Origin of the sequence: Pseudomonas shahriarae (assembly GCF_014268455.2) — a bacterium.
Classification (GTDB): domain Bacteria; phylum Pseudomonadota; class Gammaproteobacteria; order Pseudomonadales; family Pseudomonadaceae; genus Aquipseudomonas; species Aquipseudomonas shahriarae.
Genome location: NZ_CP077085.1, coordinates 3,624,130 through 3,639,665, shown reverse-complemented (window position 1 = coordinate 3,639,665; position 15,536 = coordinate 3,624,130). Strand labels below are relative to the sequence as shown.

Genomic DNA, 15,536 nt, shown 5'->3' with positions numbered 1-15,536 from the left:
TTGGTATGCGCTGGGTGTGCATTGTCTTCCCGCAATTGGCGTTGGACGGGGTCTTGCGTCAGCGTCCCGAACCCGACCAACCCTTGGCGTTGTTGGCCGGCCCGCCGCAACGCCGGGTGTTGCAAACCGTCAATGCCGCTGCACGTGCCCTGGGCTTGCGGCCCGGCCAATCCCTGACGGCGGCCCATGCCCTGACCAAGGCTTTTACCTGCGTCGAATACGACCCGGTGGATATCGAGCGCTGCCAGCAATTGCTCGCGGCCTGGGCCTACCGTTTCAGTTCCCAGGTCAGCGTGTTCTATCCGCGGGCCTTGTTGTTTGAAATCGAATCGAGCCTGGGCCTGTTCGGGCCGTGGCCGCTGCTGGAAGCACGCTTGCGCGAGGAACTGACCGCCCTGGGTTTTCGCCACCGTATCGTCGCCGCCCCCAACCCGGCCGCTGCGCGGGTGTTGGCCAATGCCTACGATGGCCTGGCGGTGGCCGATGTCGAGGGTTTACAGCACGCCCTTGGGTCGATGCCGATTGATCGCGTCGGCCTCGACCCGCAAGCCGCCACGGCCTTGTCGCGCATGGGCCTGCGGACCCTGGCCCAGCTGCAGGCGTTGCCCCGGCATACCCTGGCCAGGCGCTTCGACGCGGGGGTGCTCAAGCACCTGGATGCCTTGACCGGGCAACGGCCACTGGCCCTGGATTTTTATCAGCCGCCGGATCGTTTTGATCTGCGCATCGAGTTGAATTTCGATGTGCAGTCCCACCAGGCGCTGCTGTTTCCCTTGCGGCGCCTGACCGGCGACCTTGCGGCGTTCCTTTGTGGCCGCGACAGTGGCGTGCAGCGTTTTGCCCTGCACCTGGAGCATGCCGAGGCGCCCGACAGCGTGATCCAGGTGGGCCTGCTCAGTGCCGAGCGCGAACCCTCGATGCTGTTTGAACTGGCCCGTGGCCGCCTGGAGCAGGTGCAAGTGGCGGCGCCGGTGCGTGGCCTGCGCCTGCTGGCCGAAGACTTGCCGGTGTTTGTACCGCAGCGCCAGGACCTGTTCGACGAGCGCCCGCAGCAAACCCTGCCCTGGGTGCAATTGCGCGAGCGTCTGCGCGCGCGCCTGGGGGATGAGGCGGTGCAGGGCTTGCGTTTTCATGCCGACCATCGTCCCGAGTGCGCCTGGCTGCCGGGCGCCGACAGCCGTGCCTGCCCGGCCTTGAGCCCGGTGCAACGCCCTGGCTGGCTGCTCCATGAACCGACTCTGCTCGCCGAGCAGGGCCTGCAGATCCTGCTGGGCCCGGAGCGCATCGAGTCCGGTTGGTGGGATGGCGCGGATATCCGCCGCGATTACTACCTGGTGCGCACTCGCAGCGGGCAGCAAGGCTGGGCCTATCGCACCGTGGGTGACAGCGCCGGGCTGTGGCTGCAAGGCTGGTTTGCATGATGGAGGGCTACGCCGAGCTGCACTGCCTGTCGAACTTCAGCTTCCAGCGCGGCGCGTCCAGTGCCCGCGAGTTGTTCGAGCGCGCCAAACAGCAGGGGTATCAGGCCCTGGCAATCACCGACGAATGCACCCTGGCCGGCATCGTGCGGGCCTGGCAGGCGGCCAAGGAGGTTGGGCTGGGGTTGATCGTCGGCAGTGAGGTGCGCCTGGAAAACGGCCCGAAACTGGTGCTGCTGGTGGAAAACCTGCAGGGCTACCAACACCTGTGCCGACTGATCACCCAGGCCCGGCGCCGTGCCGCAAAAGGCCAGTACCGCCTGTTACGCGAAGACTTTGCCGAGCCGGTACCGGGGCTGCTGGTGCTGTGGCTGGCCGAGGAGGGCGACACACCTGCCGACGGCCAATGGTTGTGCGAAACCTTCAGCGGGCGGCTATGGCTGGCGGTAGAGCTGCATTGCGCCCAGGACGATGCCCGCCGCCTGGCGCAACGCCTGCAACTGGCCGCCGACCTGCACCTGCCGGCCGTGGCCTGTGGCGATGTGCATATGCATGTGCGCAGCCGGCGTGCCTTGCAGGACACCATGACCGCGATCCGCCACCACCTGCCGGTGGCGCAAGCTGGCCAGCGCCTGCACCCCAATGGCGAGCGGCACCTGCGCAGCCTGGAGGCCCTGGGTGCGTTGTACCCGGCGCACTTGCTCGAAGAATCGCTGCACATCGCCCGCCGTTGCAGCTTCGACCTGAGCCAGTTGCGCTATCAATACCCCAGGGAGCTGGTGCCAGAAGGGCAGAGCCCAAAATCCTGGCTGCGTGCCTTGACCGAAGAAGGCATTGCCCGGCGCTGGCCCGAGGGGGTAGCAGCCAAGACTCTGGAGCAGATCAATAATGAGCTGGAGTTGATCAGCGAGCTGGGCTACGAAAGCTACTTTTTGACGGTGCACGACATCGTGCGCTTCGCCCGCAGCCGTTCGATCCTCTGCCAGGGCCGTGGCTCGGCGGCCAACTCGGCAGTGTGCTTTGCCCTGGGCATCACCGAAATCGACCCCAGCCGCATGAACATGCTGTTCGAGCGCTTCCTGTCCCGGGAACGCAACGAGCCACCGGACATCGACGTGGATTTCGAACACGAGCGTCGTGAAGAGGTGCTGCAATACGTGTTCCAGCGCTATGGCCGGCGCCGCGCGGCCTTGACCGCAGTAGTCAGCAGCTACCACGGTGCCGGCGCGGTGCGTGATGTGGCCAAGGCCCTGGGCCTGCCACCGGATCAGGTCAATGCCCTGGCCGATTGCTGTGGGCGCTGGAGCGATGAAGCGCCGCCATTGGAGCGCCTGCGCGAAGGCGGTTTCGACCCGGACAGCCCGGTATTGCGGCGGGTGTTGGGCCTGACCCAGCAACTGATCGGCTTCCCGCGTCACCTGTCCCAGCACCCCGGCGGTTTCGTGATTTCCGAGCAGCCGCTGGACACCCTGGTGCCCGTGGAAAACGCCGCCATGGCCGAGCGCACCATCATCCAGTGGGACAAGGACGACCTGGACGCCGTGGGCCTGCTCAAGGTGGATATCCTCGCCCTCGGTATGCTCAGCGCGATCCGCCGCTGTTTTGACCTGCTGCGCCGCCATCGTCACCTCGACCTGACGCTGGCGACGGTGCCCTCGGAGGATGCGGCGACCTACGCAATGATCAGCCGCGCCGACACCATCGGCGTGTTCCAGATCGAATCCCGGGCGCAAATGTCCATGCTGCCCCGACTCAAACCCAAGACGTTCTATGACCTGGTGATCGAGGTGGCCATCGTGCGCCCAGGGCCGATCCAGGGCGGCATGGTGCATCCGTACCTGCGCCGGCGGAACAAGGAAGAGCCCACGACCTATCCATCGCCCGAGCTGGAGGCGGTACTCAAGCGCACCCTGGGTATCCCGCTGTTCCAGGAGCAAGTGATGCAGATCGCCATTGTCGCGGCGCACTACACACCCGGCGAAGCTGACCAGTTGCGCCGCTCGATGGCCGCCTGGAAGCGCCATGGCGGTCTGGAGCCCCATCGCCAGCGGCTGCGCGACGGCATGCTCAAGAACGGTTACAGCGAAACCTTCGCCGCCCAGGTGTTCGAGCAGATCAAGGGCTTTGGCAGCTATGGTTTTCCTGAGTCCCATGCGGCCAGTTTCGCCTTGCTGACCTATGCCAGTTGCTGGCTCAAATGCCATGAACCGGCGGCGTTCGCCTGTGCCCTGATCAACAGCTGGCCCATGGGCTTCTACAGCCCGGATCAGATCCTGCAGGATGCGCGTCGCCATCATTTGCAGATTCGCCCGGTGGACGTGACCGCCAGTGACTGGGATTGCAGCCTGGAACCCATTGACGGCCAGCAGCCGGCGATTCGCATGGGCTTGCGCATGATCAGCGGCTTTCGCGAAGAGGATGGCCGGCGTATCGAAACCGCCCGCCAGGCCGCTGGGTTTTGCGGGATCGCCGACCTGGGCGAGCGCGCCCAGTTGGACAGCCGTGCCCAGGAACTGCTGGCCGATGCCGGGGCCTTGCGCCAGTTGGCCGGGCACCGGCACCGGGCACGCTGGGACGTGGCCGGGGTGGAGCAACAGTTGGGGTTGTTTGCCGGGGTGTCGAGCCCGCGGGAGGAGGCGGTGCAACTACCGGCTCCCAGTGTCGGTGAGGACCTGTATGCCGACTATGCCAGTGTGGGCACCACCCTGGGGCCCCATCCCCTGGCGCTGTTGCGTGATCAACTGCGTGCGCGGCGCTGCCGCAGTTCACAGGAATTGCAGGCGGTGGAGCACGGACGCAATGTCAGCGTTGCCGGCCTGGTCACCGGGCGCCAGCGCCCGGGCACGGCCAGTGGCGTGACCTTCGTGACCCTGGAAGATGAGTTTGGCAACCTCAACGTGGTGGTCTGGCGTGAGCTGGCCGAGCGTCAGCGCCAGGTGCTGGTGGGCTCACGGCTGCTCAAGGTGGATGGGCGCTGGGAGGCGGTGGGCGAAGTCCGCCATTTGATCGCCGGCCGCCTGAGCGACCTGACGCCGCTGTTGGCGGGGATCAGCGTGCGTAGCCGGGATTTCCACTGACGGGTAGGGCGCACCGACCTAATCGTCCCTCCTGTGGGGGCCGGCTCCTGCAATGGTTCTTCTACACAGTGAAACCATCGCGCCCGGCTATGCTCCAACATTGGCGACTGTCCTCTCTCTGCACTGAGCTGATCCATGCAATTTCTATCCAATACCTACGGCTGTGACGGTTGGGGCGGTGAAATGGCCCAAAGGATTCGTGCCTTTGACTGGTCCACCACTGACCTGGGCCCCATTGATACCTGGTCCACCAGCCTGACCTGCGCGGTGCAGATGCTCCTCGCTTCGCCAGTGCCGATGGTGATGCTCTGGGGCCGCGCCGGGTACATGATCTACAACGACAGCTATTCGGTGTTTGCCGGCGGGCGCCACCCGTTTTTGCTGGGGGTGCCGGTCGAGCAGGGCTGGCCGGAAGTGGCCGAGTTCAACCGGCATGTCATGGACACCTGCCTGGCCGGTGGCACCTTGTCCTATCGCAACAAGGCCTTGATGCTGCTGCGCAATGGCCGCCCCGAGGATTTGTGGCTGGACCTCTATTACAGCCCGGTGGCCGGCGACGACCAGCATCCGGCCGGCGTGTTGGCGATCGTTGTGGAGACCACCGAGCATGTGCTGTCCGAGCGTTTGCGCCAGGAAGCCGAGGGGGCTTACCGGGTGGCGGACGAACGCTTGCAACTGGCCCTCAATGCCGGGGCGTTGCTGGGGTCGTTTGTCTGGGATGTGCTGCCGGATCGCCTCTCGGGCGACGAGCGTTTCGCCCGTACCCTGGGCCTGTCCATGGACGACGTGGAGCGGGGTGTTTCCATTGCAGTCGCCACCCAGGCCATCCACCCCGACGACCTGGCGCGGGTCAACCGCCTGATTGCCCAGACCCTGGCGACGGGTGGGCCATATAACGTCGAGTTTCGCGTGCGACGCCCGGACGCCAGCTATCTGTGGGTACTGGCCAGCGGGCGCTGCGAGCTGGACGCGGGCGGCCAGCCGTTGCGCTTTCCCGGGGTGATCATTGATATCCATGTGCGCAAGATCGCTGAAGAGTCTCTGCTCAAGCTCACCCATAACCTGGAGCAGCGCGTCGCCGCCGAAGTCCAGGCGCGCTCGGCCGCCGAGGAGCAGTTACGCCAGTCGCAAAAGCTCGAGGCCATTGGCGGGCTGACGGGGGGCGTGGCCCATGACTTCAATAATCTGCTGCAGGTGATTGCCGGCAACCTGCACCTGCTGGCCCGCCATGAGCGCGATAACGCCCAGGTCCAACGGCGCGTCGGTGCTGCCCTGGCGGCCGTCGAGCGCGGTGCCAAGCTGTCCTCGCAACTGCTGGCCTTTGCCCGGCGCCAGCCACTGTCACCGGCGGTGTTCAACCCGCGGCGCATTTATGAAGGCCTGGGTGAGTTGCTGCAGCGGGCCCTGGGGGAAACCATCCAGATTGATGTGCAGTTGCCGCAAGACCCGTGGTGCATCCATGTCGATCGCAATCAACTGGAAAACGCCGTGCTCAACCTGGCGATCAACGCCCGGGATGCGATGAAGGGCGAGGGGGTGATCCGCATCACCGGTGAAAACATCACTTTGTCGCCCGAAGATGGCAGCCGCAACGGGATTGCCCCCGGCGAATATGTGCGCCTGTCGGTCAGCGACACGGGGGCCGGCATGTCGCCGGCGGTGCTGCAGCGGGTCTTCGAGCCGTTCTTTACCACCAAGCCTGACGGTCACGGCACCGGCCTGGGCTTGAGCATGGTGTTTGGCTTCGTCAAGCAAAGTGGCGGGCATGTGCAGATCAGCAGCGAGCCAGGCCAGGGCACCCTGGTGCAGATGTACTTCCCCCACAGCCTTGAGCCGGAAAGCCAGGAAGCGCCCGACCAGGTGGAGCAGCAGGAAGGCGGCCGGGAAACCATCCTGGTGGTGGAGGACAACGAAGGCGTCCGCGGCGCCGCGGTGGAACTGCTGCAACAGGCCGGCTACACGGTACTCACTGCCACCGATGGCGATGACGCCATGCTGATGCTGCGCACCGGCTTGCGGCCGGACCTGATCTTCACCGATGTGGTCATGCCGGGGCGGATCAAAAGTACCGACCTGGCCACCTGGGCCAAGGCGCAACAGCCGCCCATTGCAGTACTGTTCACCTCCGGGCATACCCGTGACATTCTTTCCAGCGACCACCTGCTGGGCAACGACATTCATCTGCTGGGCAAGCCCTACAGCCCCGAGGAACTGGCGCGACAGGTACGCTCGGTATTGACCACGCAGGTGAGCTACTGCGATTGAACGTTTACCCCTGTTGCCGGATCCACCCCTGGACCGCTGACTCTTATAAGGTTGACCATGACTTCATCGCGCCACTTGCCGCCTGCCACTGATCTTCTGGCCGCGCGCCCCGGTTTTGTCCGGGTGCGCGGCGCCCGGGAACATAACCTGCGCAATGTCGATGTGGACATCCCACGGGATGCTCTGGTGGTGTTCACCGGGGTGTCGGGGTCGGGCAAATCATCCCTGGCGTTTTCCACGTTGTACGCCGAGGCGCAGCGGCGTTACTTCGAGTCGGTCGCGCCTTATGCCCGGCGCCTGATTGACCAGGTGGGCGTGCCGGATGTGGATTCCATCGAGGGGCTGCCGCCGGCCGTGGCCCTGCAACAGCAGCGGGGCACGCCGAGCACGCGCTCGTCGGTGGGCAGCGTGACCACCTTGTCCAGCCTGATCCGTATGCTCTATTCCCGTGCCGGCAGTTATCCGCCGGGGCAGCCGATGCTGTATGCCGAAGACTTTTCGCCGAACCTGCCCCAGGGCGCCTGCCCGCAGTGCCACGGCCTGGGCCGCGTGTATGAAGTGACCGAGGCACTGATGGTGCCCGATCCGTCCCTGACCATCCGCCAGCGGGCGGTCGCCGCCTGGCCGCTGGCCTGGCAGGGGCAAAACCTGCGGGACATCCTTGTGACCCTGGGCTACGACGTCGATATCCCCTGGCGCGAGCTGCCGAAAAAACAGCGCGACTGGATCCTCTTCACCGAGGACACGCCCACGGTGCCGGTGTATGCCGGCTTGACCCCGGAGCAGACCCGCGACGCCCTCAAGCGCAAACTCGAACCCAGCTACCAGGGGACTTTCAGCGGCGCCCGTCGCTACATTCTGCATACCTTCACCCACACCCAGAGCGCGCTGATGAAAAAGCGTGTCGCGCAATTTATGCAAGGCAGCCCGTGCCCCTTGTGCGAGGGCAAGCGCCTGACCAAGGCCGCGTTGTCGGTGAAGTTTGCCGGGGTGGATATTGGCGAGCTGTCGCAACTGACATTGTTGCAACTGGCGCAGCTCCTGCGCCCGGTGGCCGAGGGCAAGGGCCGGGTAAAACTCTCGGTGGAAAAACGCCTGGCCGCCCAGCGCATCGCCCAGGATTTGCTGGAGCGGGTCAGCACCCTGACCGACCTGGGCCTGGGCTATCTGTCCCTGGAGCGCAGCACGCCAACCCTGTCCTCTGGCGAATTGCAGCGCTTGCGCCTGGCGACGCAATTGGGCTCGCAACTGTTCGGCGTGATCTATGTGCTGGACGAACCGTCGGCCGGCTTGCATCCGGCGGATGGCGAAGCCCTGTTCACGGCGTTGGAGCGCCTGAAAGCCGCCGGCAATTCACTGTTTGTGGTGGAACACGACCTGGAAACCATGCGCCGTGCCGACTGGTTGATCGACGTCGGCCCGGCGGCGGGCGAGCAGGGTGGCCAGGTGCTGTACAGCGGCCCACCGGCAGGCCTGGCACAGATTGCAGCGTCACAGACCCGCGAATACCTGTTTGCCGAGCCGCGCCCGCTGAACACCTCGCGCCGTGCGCCGAGCGGCTGGCTCAGCCTGGAAGGGGTCAGCCGCAATAACCTCGACGAGGTGAGCGTGGACTTTCCCCTGGGCTGTTTTACTGCTGTGACGGGGATTTCCGGCTCGGGTAAATCCAGCCTGGTCAGCCAGGCCCTGCTGGACCTGGTGGGTGAGGGGCTGGGTCGGGTGGTGGTCAGCGACGACGAGCCCGACCTCGAAGACCCGGCGCCGCAAACCAGCAGTGGCCGCATCCGCGCGGGCCTGGAGCAGATCCGCCGCCTGGTGCAGGTGGACCAGAAGCCCATCGGCCGCACCCCGCGCTCCAACCTCGCGACCTACACTGGCCTGTTCGATAACGTGCGCAAGCTGTTCGCCGCCACCCCAGCGGCGAAAAAACACCACTACGATGCCGGGCAGTTCTCCTTCAACGTCGCCAAGGGTCGTTGCCCGAAGTGCGAGGGTGAGGGGTTTGTCAGCGTCGAATTGTTGTTTATGCCCAGCGTCTACGCACCTTGCCCGACCTGTCACGGCGCGCGCTACAACCCCCAGACCCTGGCGATTACCTGGCAGGGCCTGAACATTGCCCAGGTGCTGGGCTTGACCGTTGAGCAGGCGGTGGACGTCTTCGCCGAACAACCCAGCGTGCTGCGCGCGCTGCGGGTCCTGCGCGACATCGGCCTGGGCTACCTGCGCCTGGGCCAGCCGGCCAACGAGCTGTCCGGTGGCGAGGCCCAGCGGATCAAACTGGCCACCGAACTGCAACGTACCGCACGGGGCGCAACCCTGTATGTCCTCGACGAGCCCACCACCGGCCTGCACCCCCGTGATGTCGACCGCCTGCTGCTGCAACTCAACCACCTGGTGGATGCCGGTCACACAGTGATCGTGGTCGAACACGAAATGCGCGTGGTGGCCCAGAGCGACTGGGTCATCGACATCGGCCCAGGCGCCGGCGACCAGGGCGGCAACGTCGTCGCCAGCGGCACGCCCCAGCACCTCGCCCAGAACCAAACCAGCCGCACTGCCCCCTTCCTCGCACGCGAGCTGGGCCAAGGGAATTGACCTTGGGCATGACAAGAGGCCCCTGGATGGGCTAGCTTCAAGGTGGACCAGTCATTGATTAACTTGCGGAGGTACTTCATGCCAGTGAAACATGATCTTTATCAGGATTTGGGGTTGAGCAAGGAGGATGTCCAGCAGCGTCGGGCAAGCCACCATCGGTTGGATGTATTGCTCACCCAGTATGACGTTGCCGACAAGGAGGTGCTGGAGGCTGAATCTGCAAGTGCCAATGACGATGATGTGGAGAACCTGAAGAAGAAACGCCTGTTGATCAAAGATAAAATCGTCGAACAACTGGAGCAGACCAAGGGGCATTAGCCAACGCTGGGGGAAGGGTCCATATTTGTTCAGAATTGCCCCAAGGACAACAACCCCGCCACTGCCTATTATCCCAACCGTTCGCCCGACCCTGGGGCACGTTGACTGCGCATGGAATGCGTTGTGGTGTCGGGCGAACTCTTTTTCTAGGTGCGCAGCACCTGCAGGCAGGCGTCGATCGAGCGCTGCTGGGTGTCTGCATACAGCTGCAACTCATCAAGAGTCTGGCGGCCCAGGGCCTGTTCAAACTCAGCCTGGTTGGCGTTGGCCGCGTAGTGACTCTGCGCCGCATCGCCCAGGTTCGACTGGAAAATCCCCGCCGCGCTGACCGGCAGAAAATCTTCATACACCAACGGTTCGATATCGACGTAACCCGCCTCGATCAACGCGTCCAGACTCTGTGGCGCGTCCTTCTCGGCGGCACGGCCCTTGTCGGTCACTCGGTAGCGAAAGTACGCCAAACCTTGCTCGCGCATGGCCCGATGGTTATCCGGGAAGGCCTGGAAGTGCTGTGCCATCAGTTCGGTATAGCGCTGGGCGTTGGCTTCATTGGGAAAGGCACCCAGTTCGTCCCGCGCGGCGTTGAGCAGTTGGTCATAGAGCGCCCGGCCCTTGGGCGTCAGGGCCACGCCACGTTGTTCGATTTCGCCAAAGCGTGCGCTGTGGCTGCCCTTGGCATCGGTAAAGGCAATGGCTTCGTCGAGGGCCTTGAAACTGGTCTGGCGTAGCAGGATCGGGCATTGGCGGCGGGGTGGGCCTTCGATCACGGCTTTGGGGGTGATGCCTTTGCCGGGCATGTCGGCTTGTACGCGGTCGATGTCCAGGGTGCGTGGGGTCAGGTGATTGATATGCGGGCCCTTGAAGGCCACCACGTCGGCAATCAGCCGGTGCTGGTCGCTGAGTTGCTGGTACTGGGCCGCGCTGACCGTGGCGGTGTGGTGCCAGCGAAAGGTTTCCAGGGCTTGCTGGATAAAGGCCTGGGCATCGCTGGCATTCAGGCCGCCGTCGGCTTCGGCCTGTTCGATCAGGGCCAGGGCCCGTGGGGTGAAGATGGAGCGCTTGGCCAGGGCTGATTCGGCAAAGGCCCGCAGTTCAAGGTTTTCGATCAGCTCCAGGCGCAGCAGCGAGGTGAAGACCCGGAACGGGCTGGTCTGCAAGGCGCTTTCATGCACGGCGCGAAAGGCTGTGGAATGCACCGGCACGCCGGCCGGGGTGAGGTCGTAGTAACCCACCGGGTGCATGCCCATTACTGCAAACAGGCGGCTGATGGTTGCCAGCTCATAGGCGCTGCCCAGGCGGATGGCGCCGTGGCGCTCCATGTCCAGGCGCTGGATTTCGCCGGTGTGCTGCAGTTGCTGCGCCAGGTCTGGATCGCTCGCCAGCACCCGGGCATTGGTTTCGGCCACCAACTCCAGCAGCGCGCCATACAGCGGCACTTCCTCGCGGTACATGTCGGACATGGCCTTGGAGAAGTCTTTGCGGATGGCATCGGGGCTGATAAAACGCGGGTTAGGCATAGAAAAATTCCTGGCTGCGGTAACGGTGGTGTGGGCCGTAAGCCAGATTTTGTTGGGCGCTGCCCGAGGGCGCAAACGAAGATTCCTCTGGACTTCATTCTGCAAATGAATGAGCGCCACAGGCACACACAAAAATCCCGCCTGGGTAGGCGGGATTGGTCAACCCAGGTTGCCCTGGATCAGGCTGGGAACAGTTCGCTCAGTTTCATCGCCAGCATCATGTCGCCTTCGGCGCGCAGTTTGCCGCCCATGAAGGCCTGCATGCCGTCGGTTTCGCCGCTGACGATACCTTTCATGGTTTCAGCGTCCATCACCAGAGTTACCTGGGCGTCAGGGTTCACGCCTTCTTGCAGTTCGCAGGTGTTGTCCTTGACGATCAGGGAGAAGTTCTGGCTCTCGTCGATACGGAAACCGAACACCAGGTCCAGGCCGTCGGCAGCGGCTGGGTTGAATTTGGCTTTCATTGCTTCTACGGCTTTAGCTACGTCAGTCATGGTTCGATCCTTTTATGGGTGGTGCCAGTGACCTTGGGGTCACGGTTGGCCGCAATTCATCGGAAGGTGATGAGCTGCGGCGCCTTCAACAGTTGCAAGTGGGTATGGCTGTTGAAGGAAGCCAGTGCCACTTCGCGTCCACGGAACTTCAAGTGGTTGAGCGAAGTGTTGACAATCTGCCAGTTCAGCTCGAAAGCCTGGGTGGCAGGTATGCGGGTAATCAGGTGGAGCAGGGCGGTGATGGTGCCGCCAGAAGTAAATACGGCGATCTTGTGGGAACTGTCGGCAGTCTCCAGCAGGCGCTGCAGGCCACCCTGGACGCGCTCGACAAACCCCAGCCAGCTTTCCAGGCCGGGGGTGTCGTAGGTGCCGCTCAGCCAGCGTTCGATGATCAGGGCAAAGATACGCTGGAACTCGCCACGGTTTTGCTGGGCGTTGCGCAGGATATCCAGGGCTTCGGGCTCGCTGTCGAGCAGGTCCGGAAGCAGGGCGCGGATGATCGCGTCGGCGTCGAATTCGTTGAAGGCACTGTCGATTTCCAGGGGCGGCACCGGCAAGCCCTGGGCGCCGATGGACTCGAGCGTGGCATTGGCCGTGTGCTGCTGGCGCCGCAGGTCGCCCGACACACAGCGGTCGAACGTCAGGCCCAGGTCTGCCAGATGGCTGCCCAGTATCTGCGCCTGCTGCACACCCACGGGCGACAGGACATCATAGTCGTCTGCACCGAAGGAGGCCTGGCCATGTCGAATCAAATAGATGCTGCCCACGTCCGTCACCCGGTACGTTGAAAGTCTGGCGAGGTTATGAGGATGCCGGGAAGCTGTCAATGAAAAAACATACGCTTGTTTTAAAAGCCCGTTAGAGGCCGATATCCGTGTGGGAGCTGTCGAGCCTTGGCGAGGCTGCGATGGCAGCGGCACTGTCAGCAGAGATGTTGCCTGGCCCACCGCTATCGCAGCCTCGCCAAGGCTCGACAGCTCCCACAGGGTTTAGCGGTGTTTGTTGGATCCTTTCACGAGCATGAGCCTTGAGAGGCCCGTTTCAAGGGGTTTCAGCTCTGGCTCACCGGCCGTCCCATCGGTATGCTGGGGCAATCGCGCCTGGCGCACCGTTTCTGTAAGGAGTCCCATGGAGTTTTTGGCTGAGTATGCAAGTTTTCTGGCTAAAACCGTCACGTTGGTCGTCGCCATCCTGGTGGTGCTGATCAGTTTTGCGGCGTTGCGCAGCAAGGGCCGGCGCAAGAATGCCGGGCAGTTGCAGGTCAGCAAGCTCAATGACTTTTACAAAGGCCTGCGCGAGCGCCTGGAGCAGACCCTGCTCGACAAGGATCAGCTCAAGGCCCTGCGCAAGTCCCAGGGCAAGGCCGAGAAAAAACAGAAGAAAACCCCCGAAGCCAAGCCACGGGTGTTTGTGCTGGATTTTGACGGGGACATCAAGGCGTCGGCCACCGACAGCCTGCGCCACGAAATCACTGCGCTGCTGAGCCTGGCCACGCCCAAGGATGAAGTGGTACTGCGCCTGGAAAGCGGCGGTGGCATGGTCCACAGCTATGGCCTGGCGTCCTCGCAATTGGCGCGGATCCGCGAGGCGGGCGTGCCGTTGACGGTGTGCATCGACAAGGTCGCGGCCAGCGGCGGCTACATGATGGCGTGCATCGGCGAGAAGATCATCAGCGCACCGTTTGCCATCCTCGGCTCGATTGGCGTGGTGGCCCAGTTGCCCAACGTCAACCGCCTGCTGAAAAAGCACGATATCGACTTTGAAGTACTCACCGCTGGCGAATACAAGCGCACCCTGACGGTGTTTGGCGAAAACACCGAGAAGGGCCGGGAGAAGTTCCAGGAAGACCTGGATATCACCCATCAACTGTTCAAGAACTTCGTGTCGCGCTATCGCCCGCAACTGGCGATTGATGAAGTGGCTACCGGCGAAGTCTGGTTGGGCGTCGCGGCGCTGGACAAGCAGTTGGTAGACGCGCTGCAGACCAGTGACGAATACCTGGCCACCAAGGCCAAGACCGCCGAGTTGTTCCACCTGCACTATGCCGAGCGTAAAAGCCTGCAGGAGCGGGTGGGCCTGGCGGCCAGCGGCTCGGTGGACCGGGTGCTGCTGACCTGGTGGAGCCGCCTGACTCAACAGCGTTTCTGGTAACTCACCCACCCTGTAGGCGCCGGCAAGCCGGCACCTACAGGGGATCGCGTCGATCCTGCAGCAGTGGAATCGGATGCCTCATCAGCAGGCCCACCACCAGCGCCCCCAGCAGCCCCAATAGCCCCGCCACCCACAACACCCTGGCAAACCCGCCGACAAACGCTTGCCACGCCAAGGGTTGCACCCATCCCTGCGCCGACTCCGGCAGCAGTGCCATGGCCGCTGGCATATCCCCGGCCACCACCCGCGAGGCAATCCCCGGTACCTGGGCCTGCCATTGCGTACCAAGGCTGGTTTGCAGCAGATACTCGCTATGACTGGCCAATAGCGCGCCATACACCCCAATCGCCAACATAATCGCGCTGAAACGCATCGTGGTGCTCATGCCCGATGCCATGCCCGCGCGGTCCCTTGGCACGCAGGCCATGATGTTTTTCTGGGTGTCGCCATTGAGCAGGCCGGCCCCGGCGCCAGTCACTGCAATCGCCAGGGCGAACGGCAGATAACCGCCGACATTCACCGCCCAGGCGCTGAGCAGGTTGCCGCTGCCCACCAGGGCCAGGCCGGCCGCCATCATGGTCGCGGGGGCAAAGCGGCTGGCCAGGCGTGCGCCGATCCGCGGGCAGATCAGCATGGTCAGGGCAAACGGCAACATCCCCAAGCCCGAGGCAATCGCGGAAAACCCCAGGCCGTTTTGCAGGTAGAACGGCAGCAGCGTCATCATCACCTGGGCACACCCGGCATAGGCAAACATCCCCAGCAAGGCCCCGATAAACCGTGGGTACTGGAACAGTTGCAGGTCCACCATGGGCCGGCGCTGCAAGCGCTCCACCCACACAAACAGGCCCAGCAGCAACGCGCCGCCGAGCAGCCGCGCATAGGTCAGCGGGTTGTCCCAGCCGATGCGATTGGCTTCGATCAGGCCCCAGATCAGGCACAGCAGGCTGGCGCTGAAGGTCAGGCTGCCCCAGGGGTCGAGGCGCGCCGATTGGCTGTCGCGCGATTCCGGGATGGCGTGCAGGACCAGTGCGAGCAAGGCCAGGCCCACCGGCAGGTTGAGGTAGAAAATCCAGCGCCAGCCCATGTAGTGGGTAATCAGGCCGCCAAGGGTCGGCGCCGCGGTCATCGCCACGCCCATGCAGGCGCCCCAGAATGCCCAGGCCTTGGCCCGTTCCAGGTCATCGTGAAAGGCATGGCCGATGGAGGCCAGGGCTGAGGTCAGCAGCAACGCTGCACCGACACCCTTCACGGCGCGGGCGATATCCAGCAGCAGCACGCTGGGCGCGGCGCCACAGCCCAGGGAGGCGAGAATAAAAATCCCCAGGCCCCACACCAGGGTTTTCTTGCGGCCGAAGCGGTCGGCAATGCTCCCGGCTGGCAGCAGCAGGGCGGCGAATGCCAGCATATAGGCGCTGACTACCCATTCGATATCGGCGAAATTGGCGCCCAGGTCGCGGGCAATGGTCGGCAGGGTCACGGCGACGATGTTGGTGTCGAGGACAATCAACGAACAGACCCCGGAGGCGGTCAACAGGGTAAGGCGGGGGCTGACCCGGCTCATGGCAGGATTACCTGACAGGCAACAGGCAAGACGGATTTGACGGGCATCAGGTGGACTCTCTACTGTGGATGTCCTGTGAGCTTATCGTCGGCGCCCAGTGATTCTGTTAGCCGAGGCGAAGCACATCATTACCTTTGAGC

At 63.9% G+C, this 15,536-nt stretch carries 10 protein-coding genes; 6 read left to right on the top strand and 4 right to left on the bottom strand.

The window, feature by feature from the left end; all coding sequences use genetic code 11:
* Positions 1–5: 5 nt before the first annotated feature.
* The 5 genes from HU773_RS16070 to HU773_RS16050 all read left to right on the top strand — a co-directional run bounded on the left by HU773_RS16070 (position 6) and on the right by HU773_RS16050 (position 9,673).
* Positions 6–1,421: a Y-family DNA polymerase gene (locus HU773_RS16070; RefSeq protein ID WP_170044257.1), complete on the top strand. Its 1,416-nt coding sequence runs from the start codon at positions 6–8 to the stop codon at positions 1,419–1,421.
* Positions 1,397–4,495: an error-prone DNA polymerase gene (locus HU773_RS16065; protein ID WP_217883905.1), complete on the top strand. Its 3,099-nt coding sequence runs from the start codon at positions 1,397–1,399 to the stop codon at positions 4,493–4,495. The genes HU773_RS16070 and HU773_RS16065 overlap by 25 nt, the downstream gene beginning before the upstream one ends.
* A gap of 135 nt (positions 4,496–4,630) precedes the next feature.
* Positions 4,631–6,760, top strand: coding sequence for a hybrid sensor histidine kinase/response regulator (locus tag HU773_RS16060; RefSeq protein WP_115128452.1), 2,130 nt, complete (start codon positions 4,631–4,633; stop codon positions 6,758–6,760).
* Positions 6,761–6,817: 57 nt separating this feature from the next.
* The gene (locus HU773_RS16055) at positions 6,818–9,355 is read left to right on the top strand and encodes an excinuclease ABC subunit UvrA (RefSeq protein WP_186625639.1); all 2,538 of its coding nucleotides are present in this window, start codon (positions 6,818–6,820) and stop codon (positions 9,353–9,355) included.
* 78 nt (positions 9,356–9,433) lie between these two features.
* Entirely contained in the window at positions 9,434–9,673 is a 240-nt protein-coding gene (locus HU773_RS16050; RefSeq protein ID WP_032857259.1) for a DUF465 domain-containing protein, read from the top strand.
* A 146-nt stretch (positions 9,674–9,819) separates the two neighbouring features.
* Here HU773_RS16050 and hglS read toward each other — a convergent pair whose 3' ends face one another.
* The 3 genes from hglS to HU773_RS16035 all read right to left on the bottom strand — a co-directional run bounded on the left by hglS (position 9,820) and on the right by HU773_RS16035 (position 12,451).
* Positions 9,820–11,190: a 2-oxoadipate dioxygenase/decarboxylase HglS gene (gene hglS / locus HU773_RS16045; RefSeq protein ID WP_186625641.1), complete on the bottom strand. Its 1,371-nt coding sequence runs from the start codon at positions 11,188–11,190 to the stop codon at positions 9,820–9,822.
* A gap of 179 nt (positions 11,191–11,369) precedes the next feature.
* Entirely contained in the window at positions 11,370–11,684 is a 315-nt protein-coding gene (locus HU773_RS16040; RefSeq protein ID WP_057440819.1) for an SCP2 sterol-binding domain-containing protein, read from the bottom strand.
* A 56-nt stretch (positions 11,685–11,740) separates the two neighbouring features.
* Positions 11,741–12,451: a histidine phosphatase family protein gene (locus HU773_RS16035; RefSeq protein ID WP_057959236.1), complete on the bottom strand. Its 711-nt coding sequence runs from the start codon at positions 12,449–12,451 to the stop codon at positions 11,741–11,743.
* A gap of 361 nt (positions 12,452–12,812) precedes the next feature.
* Here HU773_RS16035 and sohB point away from each other — a divergent pair, with 361 nt between their 5' ends.
* Positions 12,813–13,835: a protease SohB gene (sohB, locus tag HU773_RS16030; protein ID WP_057959237.1), complete on the top strand. Its 1,023-nt coding sequence runs from the start codon at positions 12,813–12,815 to the stop codon at positions 13,833–13,835.
* 34 nt (positions 13,836–13,869) lie between these two features.
* Here sohB and HU773_RS16025 read toward each other — a convergent pair whose 3' ends face one another.
* Entirely contained in the window at positions 13,870–15,396 is a 1,527-nt protein-coding gene (locus tag HU773_RS16025; RefSeq protein WP_057440823.1) for an MFS transporter, read from the bottom strand.
* Positions 15,397–15,536: the final 140 nt, after the last annotated feature.

What these genes read in the sequence shown, in the direction of transcription:
- HU773_RS16070 (WP_170044257.1), top strand. Translation starts at nt 6, where the DNA reads ATGCGCTGGGTGTGCATTGTCTTCCCGCAATTGGCGTTGGACGGGGTC.
- HU773_RS16060 (WP_115128452.1), top strand. Translation starts at nt 4,631, where the DNA reads ATGCAATTTCTATCCAATACCTACGGCTGTGACGGTTGGGGCGGTGAA.
- HU773_RS16055 (WP_186625639.1), top strand. Translation starts at nt 6,818, where the DNA reads ATGACTTCATCGCGCCACTTGCCGCCTGCCACTGATCTTCTGGCCGCG.
- HU773_RS16050 (WP_032857259.1), top strand. Translation starts at nt 9,434, where the DNA reads ATGCCAGTGAAACATGATCTTTATCAGGATTTGGGGTTGAGCAAGGAG.
- hglS (WP_186625641.1), bottom strand. Translation starts at nt 11,190, where the DNA reads ATGCCTAACCCGCGTTTTATCAGCCCCGATGCCATCCGCAAAGACTTC.
- HU773_RS16040 (WP_057440819.1), bottom strand. Translation starts at nt 11,684, where the DNA reads ATGACTGACGTAGCTAAAGCCGTAGAAGCAATGAAAGCCAAATTCAAC.
- sohB (WP_057959237.1), top strand. Translation starts at nt 12,813, where the DNA reads ATGGAGTTTTTGGCTGAGTATGCAAGTTTTCTGGCTAAAACCGTCACG.
- HU773_RS16025 (WP_057440823.1), bottom strand. Translation starts at nt 15,396, where the DNA reads ATGAGCCGGGTCAGCCCCCGCCTTACCCTGTTGACCGCCTCCGGGGTC.